This is a genomic window from Candidatus Protofrankia datiscae, assembly GCF_000177615.2.
Classification (GTDB): domain Bacteria; phylum Actinomycetota; class Actinomycetes; order Frankiales; family Frankiaceae; genus Protofrankia; species Protofrankia coriariae.
In genome coordinates this window covers 2,944,766-2,957,500 of record NC_015656.1, presented here as the reverse complement: position 1 = coordinate 2,957,500, position 12,735 = coordinate 2,944,766, and the positions used below count along the sequence as shown (strand labels likewise).

General features: G+C 66.4%; 10 protein-coding genes and 2 rRNA genes (1 of these 12 running past the window's edge). 4 read left to right on the top strand and 8 right to left on the bottom strand.

Annotated elements, in window-relative coordinates; all coding sequences use genetic code 11:
* A 23S ribosomal RNA gene (locus FSYMDG_RS12270) occupies window positions 1–2,415 on the top strand (it extends 669 nt beyond the left edge of the window).
* A gap of 68 nt (window positions 2,416–2,483) precedes the next feature.
* Window positions 2,484–2,600, top strand: a 5S ribosomal RNA gene (gene rrf / locus FSYMDG_RS12265).
* Window positions 2,601–2,677: 77 nt separating this feature from the next.
* On the opposite strand, the gene FSYMDG_RS12260 is transcribed toward rrf, so the two are convergent.
* The 3 genes from FSYMDG_RS12260 to FSYMDG_RS12250 form a co-directional block, all read right to left on the bottom strand.
* Window positions 2,678–3,970 carry a S1C family serine protease gene (locus FSYMDG_RS12260; RefSeq protein ID WP_157491010.1) on the bottom strand — a complete coding sequence of 431 codons (1,293 nt, stop codon included), beginning with the start codon at window positions 3,968–3,970 and terminating at the stop codon, window positions 2,678–2,680.
* Window positions 3,971–4,242: 272 nt separating this feature from the next.
* Complete coding sequence (locus FSYMDG_RS12255) at window positions 4,243–4,467, bottom strand: helix-turn-helix transcriptional regulator (protein ID WP_013873779.1); 225 nt, start codon at window positions 4,465–4,467, stop codon at window positions 4,243–4,245.
* Window positions 4,464–4,844, bottom strand: coding sequence for a hypothetical protein (locus FSYMDG_RS12250; protein ID WP_237702734.1), 381 nt, complete (start codon window positions 4,842–4,844; stop codon window positions 4,464–4,466). Before FSYMDG_RS12250 ends, FSYMDG_RS12255 begins: the two co-directional genes overlap by 4 nt.
* A gap of 130 nt (window positions 4,845–4,974) precedes the next feature.
* On the opposite strand from FSYMDG_RS12250, the gene FSYMDG_RS28450 reads away from it, so the two are divergent.
* The gene (locus FSYMDG_RS28450; protein WP_013873777.1) at window positions 4,975–5,994 is read left to right on the top strand and encodes an aminotransferase class IV; all 1,020 of its coding nucleotides are present in this window, start codon (window positions 4,975–4,977) and stop codon (window positions 5,992–5,994) included.
* A gap of 125 nt (window positions 5,995–6,119) precedes the next feature.
* Here FSYMDG_RS28450 and FSYMDG_RS12235 read toward each other — a convergent pair whose 3' ends face one another.
* The 4 genes from FSYMDG_RS12235 to FSYMDG_RS12220 all read right to left on the bottom strand — a co-directional run bounded on the left by FSYMDG_RS12235 (window position 6,120) and on the right by FSYMDG_RS12220 (window position 10,181).
* Entirely contained in the window at window positions 6,120–6,752 is a 633-nt protein-coding gene (locus tag FSYMDG_RS12235; RefSeq protein ID WP_013873776.1) for an ATP-dependent Clp protease proteolytic subunit, read from the bottom strand.
* A 115-nt stretch (window positions 6,753–6,867) separates the two neighbouring features.
* A complete protein-coding gene (locus tag FSYMDG_RS12230; RefSeq protein WP_013873775.1) occupies window positions 6,868–7,581 on the bottom strand; it encodes an MBL fold metallo-hydrolase in 714 nt (237 codons plus the stop codon).
* A gap of 215 nt (window positions 7,582–7,796) precedes the next feature.
* A complete protein-coding gene (locus tag FSYMDG_RS12225) occupies window positions 7,797–8,726 on the bottom strand; it encodes an alpha/beta hydrolase family protein (protein WP_013873774.1) in 930 nt (309 codons plus the stop codon).
* Window positions 8,727–9,161: 435 nt separating this feature from the next.
* A complete protein-coding gene (locus FSYMDG_RS12220; RefSeq protein ID WP_013873773.1) occupies window positions 9,162–10,181 on the bottom strand; it encodes an alpha/beta hydrolase in 1,020 nt (339 codons plus the stop codon).
* 214 nt (window positions 10,182–10,395) lie between these two features.
* On the opposite strand from FSYMDG_RS12220, the gene FSYMDG_RS12215 reads away from it, so the two are divergent.
* Complete coding sequence (locus tag FSYMDG_RS12215; RefSeq protein WP_013873772.1) at window positions 10,396–11,103, top strand: TetR/AcrR family transcriptional regulator; 708 nt, start codon at window positions 10,396–10,398, stop codon at window positions 11,101–11,103.
* Between the two features lie 466 nt (window positions 11,104–11,569).
* On the opposite strand, the gene FSYMDG_RS12210 is transcribed toward FSYMDG_RS12215, so the two are convergent.
* Window positions 11,570–12,658 carry an IS630 family transposase gene (locus tag FSYMDG_RS12210; protein ID WP_013873771.1) on the bottom strand — a complete coding sequence of 363 codons (1,089 nt, stop codon included), beginning with the start codon at window positions 12,656–12,658 and terminating at the stop codon, window positions 11,570–11,572.
* Between the last annotated feature and the right edge of the window lie 77 nt (window positions 12,659–12,735).

Sequence of the window (12,735 nt, the reverse complement as noted above, 5' to 3'; positions counted from 1 at the left end):
CTGCGAGTTTGCGATGTGTGGCGAGGTTAACCTTTGTGGGGGAGCCGTAGCGAAAGCGAGTCCGAAGAGGGCGTTTGAGTCGCATGTCCAAGACCCGAAGCCGAGTGATCTATCCATGGCCAGGTTGAAGCGCGGGTAAGACCGTGTGGAGGACCGAACCCACCAGGGTTGAAAACCTGGGGGATGAGCTGTGGATAGGGGTGAAAGGCCAATCAAACTCGGTGATAGCTGGTTCTCCCCGAAATGCATTTAGGTGCAGCGTCACGTGTTTCTTGCCGGAGGTAGAGCACTGGATGGCCTAGGGGGCCTACAAGCTTACTGAAGTCAGCCAAACTCCGAATGCCGGTAAGTGAAGCGTGGCAGTGAGACTGCGGGGGATAAGCTTCGTAGTCGAGAGGGAAACAGCCCAGATCGCCAGCTAAGGCCCCTAAGCGTGCGCTAAGTGGGAAAGGATGTGGAGTCGCGGAGACAACCAGGAGGTTGGCTTAGAAGCAGCCACCCTTGAAAGAGTGCGTAATAGCTCACTGGTCAAGTGGTTCTGCGCCGACAATGTAGCGGGGCTCAAGCGCACCGCCGAAGCTGCGGCATACACACGTGTGTGTATGGGTAGGGGAGCGTCGTGTGGTGTGTGAAGCGGCGGGGTGACCCAGCCGTGGATGCTACACGAGTGAGAATGCAGGCATGAGTAGCGAATGACGGGTGAGAATCCCGTCCGCCGGATGACTAAGGGTTCCTGGGGCAGGCTAATCCGCCCAGGGTGAGTCGGGACCTAAGGCGAGGCCGACAGGCGTAGTCGATGGACAACGGGTTGATATTCCCGTACCGGCGCTGATGCGCCCATGCTGAACCTGGTTCGTGCTAACCGTCCGATCTGCATTCTGCTTTCGAGTGGGGTGTGGGGAGCGCGGGATCCCGGCTGGTAGTAGGCAAGCGATGGGGTGACGCAGGAGGGTAGTCCAGCCCAGGCGGTGGTTGTCCTGGGGCAAGGGTGTAGGGCGAGGCATAGGTAAATCCGTGTCTTGTGTGCCTGAGACCTGATGCCGAGCCGATTGTGGCGAAGTGGATGATCCCATGCTGCCGAGAAAAGCCTCTAGCGAGTGTCAGGGCCGCCCGTACCCGAAACCGACACAGGTAGTCAGGTAGAGAATACCAAGGCGAGCGAGTGAACTGTGGTTAAGGAACTCGGCAAAATGCCCCCGTAACTTCGGGAGAAGGGGGGCCGTTGTCCGTGTAGGGGCTGTGCCTCCGAAGCGGATAGTGGCCGCAGAGACCAGGGGAAAGCGACTGTTTACTAAAAACACAGCTCCGTGCGAAGTCGTAAGACGATGTATACGGAGTGACGCCTGCCCGGTGCTGGAACGTTAAGGGGACGGGTTAGCATTTCGGTGCGAAGCTCAGAACTTAAGCGCCAGTAAACGGCGGTGGTAACTATAACCATCCTAAGGTAGCGAAATTCCTTGTCGGGTAAGTTCCGACCTGCACGAATGGCGTAACGACTTTCCTACTGTCTCAACCACAGACTCGGCGAAATTGCATTACGAGTAAAGATGCTCGTTACGCGCGGCAGGACGGAAAGACCCCGGGACCTTTACTATAGCTTGATATTGGTGCTCGGTTCGGCTTGTGTAGGATAGGTGGGAGACTGTGAAGCGGGAACGTCAGTTTCGGTGGAGTCACTGTTGAAATACCACTCTGGTCGAATTGGGTGTCTAACTTGGGTCCGTGATCCGGATCAGGGACAGTGTCAGGTGGGTAGTTTAACTGGGGCGGTTGCCTCCTAAAGGGTAACGGAGGCGCCCAAAGGTTCCCTCAGCCTGGTTGGCAATCAGGTGTCGAGTGCAAGTGCACAAGGGAGCTTGACTGTGAGACAGACATGTCGAGCAGGTGCGAAAGCAGGGACTAGTGATCCGGCGGTGGCTAGTGGAAGCGCCGTCGCTCAACGGATAAAAGGTACCCCGGGGATAACAGGCTGATCTTGCCCAAGAGTCCATATCGACGGCAAGGTTTGGCACCTCGATGTCGGCTCGTCGCATCCTGGGGCTGGAGTAGGTCCCAAGGGTTGGGCTGTTCGCCCATTAAAGCGGTACGCGAGCTGGGTTTAGAACGTCGTGAGACAGTTCGGTCCCTATCCGCCGCGCGCGTAGGAGACTTGAGAAGGGCTGTCCCTAGTACGAGAGGACCGGGACGGACGAACCTCTGGTGTGCCAGTTGTTCTGCCAAGGGCACGGCTGGTTGGCTACGTTCGGGAGGGATAACCGCTGAAAGCATCTAAGCGGGAAGCCTGCTTCGAGATGAGGTCTCCCACAGGGTGAACCTGGTAAGGCCCCCGAGTAGATGATCGGGTTGATAGGCCGGAGGTGGGCGTACGGTGACGTATGGAGCTGACCGGTACTAATAGGCCGAGGGCTTGTCTTCGAAGGTATTGCGCGTCCACTGTGTGGTTCTGGGGGTATGGCCGGTTTCCGGTTGTAGTCTCGTGGTGTTTCGGTGGTTATGGCGAAGGGGAAACGCCCGGTTCCATTCCGAACCCGGTAGCTAAGCCCTTCTGCGCCGATGGTACTGCGTGGGTGACTGCGTGGGAGAGTAGGTCGCTGCCGGACTTGTGTGTGGTGGGGAGGGGCTGCCCGGTTTCGGGTGGCCCCTCTTCGTCATGCACGAAAACCCCACCCCGCATGGGTCAGCGTATGCGGTAGCGCCTGGCTGGACGCCTGCCGCGGCTGGCCAGGCCGCCCTGCGGAGCCGAGCGGGCGGGTTGCCGGGGTCGCGGCGAACCAGCTTCCGGTGTGCCAACCCGTGGCCTTCCCGCCGTCCCCAGAGGGCCGGATGGCGACGGGGACGTGCCGACACGTAGATCGCGTTCGTACACGCCGGCGAGGACACTGCTTACCCGTGCCTGCGTGGAGCCACGGGTAAGCGTCAGGCGGGCCAGCCTGGCGTCCACTGTGACGCCGCTGCCGCTGCGAGCACTGGGACCCTCCACGCGCGCCGCGGAAACGATGGCGGTTTTTCCAGCGCTTTTCCCGGCGCTGAGCGAGCTGGCGACCGAGATCGCGTGACTGATCGGGATGGCGTACCCGGCCCGCAGCCCGGCCGGTAGGTACTCGTTGAACGCGGTCGCCGCCGTGTCCATCCCGATGACCTCACCGGCCGAGCTGACCAGCGGGCCGCCGGAGAACCCGGGTCTGATGGCGACATCGGTTTTGATCAGCCCGGAGAGGTCCTCGGGGTTGCCGCCGTCGGAGTCGGTCGCGGTGATGCTCTGGTTGAGCGCGGTGATCCTGCCGGAGACGACCTCGGGTGCCCCGCCTTCGGCATTGCCGATGGCGGCGACGGAGTCACTGACCCCGACCCTCGAGGAGTCACCGATCGGAACCGCGGCAAGCCCGGAGGCGCCCTGCAACCGCAGGACCGCGACATCGTCAGCCATGTCCGTCCCGACGACCGACGCCTGGTAGGAACGGCCGCTGCTGGTGACGGTGACGGTGATGGCGTCGGCGTTCGCGATGACGTGGTTGTTGGTGAGCACTTCACCGGAGGCGTTCAGCACCATACCGGTGCCCGCCGCGGAGGCGTTCTGCGAGGTGATCCTGGAAAAAACTCTCACCACTCCGGGAAGTACCCGGTCGGTGGCCGCCGACAGCTGCGCGGGAACGGGGCTGCCAGCGGCGGTAAAAGCATCCGGAATGGTGAAGGTCTGAAGCGCCCGGGTGGCGGCCGGCGCGTTTACACCACCGCCCGGAGCAGCAGTTCCAGTATCGGTGCCGATGACGCCGGAGGCCGGGCTGACGGCCCCGGCCACTATTACCGCGCAGCCGGCGACAGCGCTGCGCAGCCGCGGTCTCCGCCGGGCGGGACGTGATACGGATCGCCAGGGCTTTTCGCCCGTTACCGCTCCGGGAACTGTTTGCTGTGCTCCGCCGGTGCCGAGGCTTTCCTGGCCGGTTGTGACCTCACCCACTGTGACCTTCACCTACCCTGAGTCTGCTCTGTTGGGCGACGTCCGTTGATCTAAGACAATCGCGTGGCAAACCTCGGGTAATCACGATCGCCGCGATGCGGGGCACATCACGCCCGGGACACACCGGGCCCGGATTCGGTATCCGTCACATTCACCGGAAACCGGTTGCGGATTATGCGCGGGAGTCGGGGCCTCGATTACGTGCCCGCCGGCCATCCTCGTTCGGGTGGCGAAAGGCGACCTGATCGAGGCCGGGCACCGGGCACCGGGTGCGGGGCAGGGGCTCAGGGCAGGTCGGTTCCGGTTCCTGTTCCTGGCCGGTCGAAGAGGAAGATTTCCTCGATGGCCAGGCCGAAGATGTCGGCGAGGGTGAATGCCAGGGGAAGGCTGGGGTCGTACCGTCCGGTCTCGATCGCGTTGATGGTCTGCCGGGACACCCGGCATCGGTCGGCCAGGTCGGCCTGGCTCCACCGGCGTTCCGCCCGCAGCACGCGCAGCCGGTTCTTCATCGGCGCAGACGGGTACGCAGGTCCGCGATCAGGAGCCACATCGCCACGCCACCAATGGTGATCGCCTGAACGAGCTGGCGTAGCTGGACGATGTCGGCGGCGTCGAGCAGGGCGGCTATCTGCAGCCCTACCATCACCGCGGCAAAGGCGATCGCCATGCTCTCCAGCTGGATCTTGCGCTGGTACTCGTCGGCGCGGCGGAAGGCTCGCAGCAGCACCCATGCCACGGCGAGCGTGAACGCGCCGCTGATGCCGAGCCAGCAGGCCTTCTGGGCGGCGCTCTGGTCGGGACTGCTGCCCAGGGCCAGTGCGATCCCACCGAGGGTGGCGACGGGCAGACCGTCCAGGAAGATCTCCCTGCGTGCGGCGCGTGTCATGTTGTCCTGCCGTATTTTATCGATCATGCTCCTAATGTAAAGCCTACTTTCCATTGAGACAAGCCTTATTGTCATGGGCGGTCCGCTGTGTCGATCATTCCGCCTGTCGGATGCGAGACTGCTGCCCGTGATGGAGCTGGACGGTGCGCCGCCCAACGTTAATGATCTTGTCGTGTTGGCGCTGACGAACTACGGCCACTTCACGACCATGCGGGTCGAGTGCCAGCGGGTGCGCGGGCTGTCGCTGCACCTGAAGCGGCTGGCCCACGACTGCAGGCTGCTCTTCGACGCCGAACTGGACGTCGAGCGGGTCCGTCATCTTGCCCGCCGGGCAACGCGTCCCATCGGCGCGGGCTCCTGCGTGCTCCGGATAACCGTCTTCGACCCGGCGCTCGAGGTGGGGCATCCGAGCGTGCGGGCGCAGCCGCGCGTCCTGGTGAACACCAGGCCGGCGCCCGCCGCGCCGTTGCCGCCGCTGCGCGTCCGCTCGGTCGCTTACCGCCGGAACATGCCGGCGGTCAAACACGTGGGCCTTTTCGACGCGCTGCGCCACCGCCGTGCCGCGCAGCTCAACGGTTTCGACGACGTCCTCTTCACCGAGGCCGCCCCCGGCATCGCCTCTCCCGCCTCGAAGGGCCTGGCCCCGGAGAGCGTGCTGTCAGAGGGTCTGGCGTCAGAGGGTCTGACATCGGGGGGTGTGGTCTCGGAGAGCCGGGCCGCTCCGAAGGGGCTGGCCTCGCGGAGCCGGGCCGCACAGAGCCGGGTCTCGGAAAGCTCGGCCCTGAAGGGCTCTGGTCCGCGGAGTTCGGGCCCGGGGAGCATCGCCTCGGGGGGCGGCAACCCGACGGATCTCGTCTCGGAGGGTGCCACCTGGAACGTCGGCTGCTTCGACGGCGACCACGTGATCTGGCCTGCCGCGGACTGCCTGCGCGGCGTGACCATGCAGCTGCTCCAACGGACGCACGAAGGCACGATCATCGCACCGGTCGACTGGCTGGGACTGGTCGGTATGCAGGCCGCGTTCGCCACCAACGCGGCCGTCGGCGTACGCGCGATCGCTGCGGTCGACGACCGGGAACTGGCAGCCGATCACCCGATCGTCGAAACCCTCCGCCGGGAATACCTCAGCATCCCCGGCGAACCGTTGTAGAGCCGCCATGACGTTCCGCAACGCCGGCCAGGCGACGCGGGGAGCCTCATTCCGAAAGCGGTGAACCGGAAAGCGGCGAAATGGTAGCGGTGGAGCGTCCCGCGGCCCCGTACGTACCCGTACCGCTATTCGGAGGCGGCTCGTCGCAACGAGTTCTTCCGGCTCTGGATGACCTCGTCGACGAGGCCGTACTCGACCGCCTCGTTCGCGTCGAGGATCTTGTCGCGTTCGACGTCCCGGCGGATCTGGTCGGGGCTCCGGTTGGTGTGCCGGGCGAGGATCGTCTCCAGCAGATCCCGCATCCGCAGGATCTCCCGGGCGTGGATCTCCAGGTCGCTCGACTGCCCCTGGCTCTGGCTGGACGGCTGGTCGAGCAGTATCCGGCTGTTGCTGAGAGCGAACCGCTTGCCGGGTGTCCCGGCCGCGAGCAGGACGGCCGCCCCGGAGACGGCCTGCCCGAGGCAGAGGGTCTGGATGTCGGGCCGGACGAACTGCAGCGTGTCGTAGATCGCCATCAGCGCGGTGAACGAGCCGCCCGGGGAATTGATGTAGAGCGAGATGTCGCGGTCGGCGTCCTCGCCCTCAAGGTAGAGTAGCTGCGCCATGATGTCGTTCGCGGAAACGTCGTCGATCTGCGTGCCAAGGAAGATGATGCGTTCCTTCAGCAGCTTGGAGTAGGGGTCCATCCCGTATTCGCCGCGGGAGGTGCGTTCGATGATGTTGGGCAGGACGTAACGGTTCACAGCGGTGCGTGTCATGTGCTTCTCTCTCGGTTCTCTCGGTTCGGCCGGGTGGTGCGCGACCGCGGTGGCCGGCAGGGGCGCACCCGTGCGGTCAGGGTCGGGACGGGTGGTTGAGCATATGGGCGGGCTGTCATCCACCGCCGAAGAAGGCCCGCCACTGTTCGACGGAACGGGGGCGGAACACCGCGTTGCCGCTACGTACCGTCGACATCGGCGCGCTGGGCTGCGCCGAGTAGAAGTGACCGGGGTAGACGACGGTGTCGTCGGGCAGCGCGGCCAGCTGCTGCAGGCTCGCGTACATGGCGTCGGGGTCACCGCCGGGGAAGTCGGTGCGTCCGCAGCCTTCCAGGAAGAGCGTGTCACCGGCGACCAGCCGGCCGTCCACCAGGAAGCACTGGCTGCCCGGGGTGTGCCCGGGGGTGTGCAGCAGGCGGACGGGCACGGCGCCGACGTCGAGCACGTCGTCGTGGTCGTGGCCGACGAGGTCGGTGGTGGACACACCGGTGGTGCGCCACACCCACTCGCGCTCGTCCCGCTGCACATGCACCGGAACCTGGACGCGGGCGAGCAGCTCCGGCAGGCCCGGCAGGACGAAACCGAACATCTCGCCGCCGACATGATCGGGGTGGTGATGGGTGACCAGGGCACCGGTCAGTCGCATCCCGTCGTCAGCCAGCACCGAGAGAAGATCGTCGACCGCGTACGCCGGGTCGATCACCACCGCCTCCCGGGTCTCCCAGTCCCCGATCAGGTAGGTAAAGTTGACCATCTGGGTTGCCACCGGGTTGCCGACGGCATAGTCCCGTCCGGACAGCAACTGACGAAAGTACAGACGGTTGACCATTGGCCCAGACTACGGCCGGGGCTGGCGCGACGGCGGTCGGCCGGAACCATCATGCCAGAATTCGCCGATCAGCGGATCCTGCGATCGGCGGCGGGACACGGCGGCCAGGGGCGGTGGGAACCGGCCTCTGCCACGTCCACGCGGTGCGGGTGCCCGGTGGCGAAGAACGGGCCTGGCCTGGAAACCGTAACGGACCTGGCCGGGGAACCGTTCTGTCACGTCCCGGTGGGGAGGGCGCCCCCGGTGATCCAGGCGGCGGTTGCGGAGCCGATGATGCCGCTGCTTTTGATCCAGGCGAAATGGTCGTTGACGATCACCCCGGAGCCGTCCTCGACGTGCCAGCGGGTGACCTGGGCGCCGCGCATCCTGCCGCACAGGAAGTCGACGTTGGGACGCGGGCCGAGCGGGTCGCCCGCTATCGAGATCACCAGTACCGGCAGGTCGAACGTGCGCAGCGCCTCGTTGTAGTCCCGCCCGCTGCCGCGGGGCTGGTAGCGGCCGTTGCGGATGTGCCGGGCCCAGTCGGTCATCACACCGCCGGCCATCGGCGCGGGGATCACCATGCCGCCCGGCCAGTACCCACGGATCCGGGACACCAGGCCGATGATCTGCCCCTGCCAGAGCGCGACGAGCCGGCGCCGGGGGGCGAAGGACCGCCAGTAGACGCTGCTGGTCGCGATCACGCAGGCACCGGCGATCTCCTTCGATGCCGAAGCCGTGTACAGCAGCGCGAGCTGGCCGCCGAGGCTGTGCCCGAACAGGTACACCGGCGCCTGCGGCAGGCGCGCCCGCAGCGCCGCGAGAACCGTCGGAAGATCCACTTCCAGCAGCTCGCGGTAGCCGAAGTTGGGCTGCTCGCGCAGGCTCGGTGTGCTTTCCCCCTGGGCCCGCAGATCGCAGGTGGCGGCGGACAGGCCGGCGGTGAACAGCGCCTTCGCCAACGGCCGGTAGAACTTCGCCTTCATCCCCATGGCCGGCAGGATCAGCACGACCGGGGCGGTCGGGTCGTCATGCTCGAGCAGCCGAATCACAAAGGTCACGTTGTCGTCGGTCGTGACGTGAATCGCTTCCGGAGCTGCCAGCTCCGACGGCTGTACGGCCGGGCCATCGGTGGCGGCGTTACGGTCGGTCCCACGTACGGACATGTAAGCCTCTCATCGGAGTGGAATCGGCCATTCCGCCGCGGCTGGCTGCCGACGGCAGGTCAGGCTGCCAACGACAGTCAGGATGTGCCGGGATTCCGACCGGACGAGACGCCGCTGTGACCTGTGATCAGGTGCTTCGTCCCGCGCGGGTTCACGTCCTGCACGGTAGGCGACCGCGGTCGGGGGCCACAACCGGACGGGCGGAAACCGACGGCACGATTGCCAGAACCGATGACGCGATTGCCACCACGCACCACCGGCATCCAGCGCGGTCAGGCCCCACCTCCGGTGAAAACGGCCGCTTCAGGAGGCCTGACACCCAGGCCACCCAGCCGTAGGCGGAAACCGCTGTCGGAACGACGGAAGTCGCCTACATGGTGGGCCGCTCGAAGGAGGAGCGTCCGACGAGCCTTATGGGCGATTTTCGGAATAGGATCAAGAACTGTGGAGACAGGCGGGCATTGCTGTCCGTCGCACCGTTTCTCGGTCGGCCGGGTGCAGGGCGCGCAGCAGGGCCTCGCCCTGGACATGGCGGGACGCGAGGCTGACAGCGGCGTCGGGCACGACGACGTCGAAGCCGTGTGTGGCGTTCGGGTAGATGTGCAGCTCCACCGGCACGTCGGCCTGCGCGAGCCGGGTGGCGAACGTCAGCGCCTCGTCCCGGGCCAGCTCGAGATCGCCGAGGATCAGCGCGGTCGGCGGCAGCCCGGCGAGGTCCGTGGCACGGGCCGGCGCGGCGTAGGCCGGCACGTCCGCGGCGCCGGCCACCGGGCCGAGATAGCTGCGCCAGCCCCGCTGGGAGCCGGCCCGGTTCCAGGTGCGCGGGTCGGTGATGGCCTGGCTGGAGACCGTGGTGTGCCGGTCGTCGAGCACGGGCGCGTGCAGCAGCAGGGACGGCAGGGGCTCCTGCCGGTCGCGCAGGTACAGCGCCAGCCCGGCCGCGATGGCGGCGCCCGAGCTGGAGCCGATGATGGCCGACCGGGTCGGGTCGACGCCGATTTCCGCGGCCCCTGTACCGACTCTCCTGCCGGCTCCTTCGCCGGCCTCCTCGTCGGGGCCGCCCGTCAGCCAGCTCCACACGGCGTGGGCGTCATGCAGCGCCGCCGGGTAGGGGAACTGGGGGGCCAGCCGGTAGCCGACCGAGACGACCACCGCCCGGGAGGCCGTGGCATACCACACGCAGTGCTGGTCGAACTGCTCAAGCTCACCCAGCGTGAAACCGCCGCCGTGGACGAAGAGCACCACCGGCGCCTCGGCATCGGCCTCGGCAGGACGGTAGACCCGTACCGGCACGTCCCGCGCGTCCGGGCCGTTGGTAATCTTGACGTGCGTGTCGGTTGCCCGGACGCGGTCCGCCGCTGGGTGCAGCCGGCTCAGCCGGGGGCGGCTGGGCGGGTTCACGAGATAGTCGCGCAGCTGCGGGTCGACCCGGTCCTCCAACGGTACGGGCGCCACGACGCCTTCCTCACCATGTCGAGCTTCACTGTGTCGCGCTGCACCGTGACGAGCTGTACTGCGGTGAGCTGTACCGCGGTGAGCTGTACCGCGGTGGAGCTCCACCGCGGCGAGCCCCGCCAGCGGAGCGCAACTTTGACTCCACGGACACTATATTGAACGTTCGGGTTCATTCAAGTTGCCGCGCGGAACTGTCGATCGATATGGTCACACGATGGCACCGTCCGCTACCGTCCATCACGGTCGGATCGACAAGCGTGTCGCGATCCTCGACGCCGCGCTGCGCGTGTTCACCCGCGACGGGTACGGCCTGGCTCGGGTGGAGGCGATCGCGGAGCTGGCGGGAGTCGCCAAGCCCACCGTCTACAACCACTTCGGTGACAAGGAAACGCTCTTCCGCACGGTCATCCTCGACGGCGCCCGGCGCGCCGGCGACAGGATGGTAGCCGCGCTCGACACCCTGTCCGACGACGGCGCCGACCTCGCCGGTGACCTCTCCCGGGTGGCCCGCGAGGTCATCGACTGTCAGCTCACCGGGGAGGGCTGGATCCTCCAGCGGCTGATGTATGCCGAGGCCGGCCGGTTCCCCGACCTCTTCGACGAGGCACTCGCGTACGGAGGGTCACGGGTCCGCGGTGCCCTCGCCGGCCGCCTCGCCCGCCTGTCCAACCGCGGCCACCTCGACCTCGACGAGCCCGACACCGCCGCCGCGCACTTCCTCGCCCTTGTCTCGGGAGACCTCCCCGAACTCTCCGCGCTCGGCACCAGAGAGGTCGCCGACGCCGAGCTGCGCGCGGCCATCGCCGCCGGCGTCAACACCTTCCTTCGCGCCTTCGCCCCCGCCCGCCCGCCGAACCGCCCACCACAACCTCCGACACGGTGCGACACGAGGTCGCACGAGAATGAGCGAACTATCCAGTAAGGAGGGTCGGATAATACCGAGAGGATGGTTCCGGGCCAGTGCTCAAAGGGCCCGTCCCTGCTCCGACGTGCGTCGCTGGTGACGGCGGGGTGCGAAGCTCGGAGAAAAAGCCCAAGAATCCTCGTTCCGTCCGGGGATTACAGGCAAAGGGGAAGACCGGACGGGTGAACGCGAGTGAACCCCTGATGATGCTTCGTGAAGGTTCGCTCCGCAGGCGGGTGGTAGCAGCGGGGTACAGGACTGGCCGATGAGAAGCGGCAGGCGTCGGTTGAAGACGTGTCGTCAGCCGAGAGGGCACCGCCGTCCCGGAGTAGAAGGGGCACCCACCCCGGTCGTGTCTCATTCGCGTGGAACGTGGAAACCCCGTCGGAGTCCGGCCCGGCAACGGGCCGGTGGGCCGACCGCGGGCGTTCGTGGATGTGGTGACGATGGGGGCGGGTAATCTTTTGGAGAATTTTCTCGTGATCTACTGTCCTGAGTCGTTGATTCGCTGGCAGTAGGCGGCGAGGGTCTCGAGGATCTCGTCGGCGGTCTTGGCCCAGACGAACGGCTTCGGGTCCTTGTTCCAGGCGTTGATCCATCGGCGGATGTCGGCTTCGAGTTCGACGACCGAGCGGTGCGTCGATCGGCGCAGCTTGCGGGTGGTCAGCTCCGCGAACCAGCGCTCGACCAGGTTCATCCACGACGCCGAGGTCGGGGTGAAGTGCAGGTGGAAGCGGGGGTGGCGCAGCAGCCAGTTCTTCACCGCCGGGGTCTTGTGGGTGGCGTAGTTGTCCAGGACCAGGTGCAGGTCGTAGCCCTTCGGGACCGAGGAGTCGATCAGCTTGAGGAAGCGCAGGAACTCCTGGTGACGGTGCCGCCGGAAGGTCTGCGCGATCACCGACCCGGACGTCGGGTCGAGCGCGGCGAACAGGCTGGTCGTGCCATGGCGGACGTAGTCGTGGGTCATCCGCTGCGGGGTACCCGGCATCAGGGGCAGCACCGGTGCCGTGCGATCCAAAGCTTGCACCTGCGACTTTTCGTCGACGCAGAGCACGATCGCCTTCTCCGGCGGGTCGAGGTAGACCCCGACCACGTCACGGACCTTGTCCACGAACAGCGGGTCGGTGGACAGCTTCCACGTCTCGACCAGATGCGGCTTCAACCCGAACGCCCGCCACATCCGTGACACCGTCGACTGCGACAGCCCACTGGCCCTCGCCATCGACCGCGATGTCCAATGGGTATCGCCGTTCGGTGGCTTCTCCTCCAACGTCCTCGCGATCACCGCCTCGACCTGGGCGTCGGTGACCTTCCGAGGCGCTCCCGGACGTGCCTCGTCTGACAGGCCCTCCAGCCGGTCGACCGCGAACCGCTCCCGCCATTTCGCGACCGTTCCCCGGGTGATCCCGAGCTCGGCCGCGACCCCCGAGTTCGTCCCACCGTCCGCGCAGGCCAGCACGATCCGCGAGCGCAACGCCAGCGCCTGCGCGGTCTTCCGCCGTCGGGCCCAGCCCTCCAGCACCGCACGCTCAGCAGACGACAACTCGATGGGATCCGCGCTCGGGCCAGGCACCAGCCCATTCTATCTGCACACGAATCAACGACTCAGGACACTAGGATGGTTGGTGCGTCGCGGGGGTGGCCCGCTCG

What these genes read in the sequence shown, in the direction of transcription:
- FSYMDG_RS12255 (WP_013873779.1), bottom strand. Translation starts at nt 4,467, where the DNA reads ATGAAGAACCGGCTGCGCGTGCTGCGGGCGGAACGCCGGTGGAGCCAG.
- FSYMDG_RS12250 (WP_237702734.1), bottom strand. Translation starts at nt 4,844, where the DNA reads ATGACACGCGCCGCACGCAGGGAGATCTTCCTGGACGGTCTGCCCGTC.
- FSYMDG_RS28450 (WP_013873777.1), top strand. Translation starts at nt 4,975, where the DNA reads ATGGAGCTGGACGGTGCGCCGCCCAACGTTAATGATCTTGTCGTGTTG.
- FSYMDG_RS12235 (WP_013873776.1), bottom strand. Translation starts at nt 6,752, where the DNA reads ATGACACGCACCGCTGTGAACCGTTACGTCCTGCCCAACATCATCGAA.
- FSYMDG_RS12230 (WP_013873775.1), bottom strand. Translation starts at nt 7,581, where the DNA reads ATGGTCAACCGTCTGTACTTTCGTCAGTTGCTGTCCGGACGGGACTAT.
- FSYMDG_RS12225 (WP_013873774.1), bottom strand. Translation starts at nt 8,726, where the DNA reads ATGTCCGTACGTGGGACCGACCGTAACGCCGCCACCGATGGCCCGGCC.
- FSYMDG_RS12215 (WP_013873772.1), top strand. Translation starts at nt 10,396, where the DNA reads ATGGCACCGTCCGCTACCGTCCATCACGGTCGGATCGACAAGCGTGTC.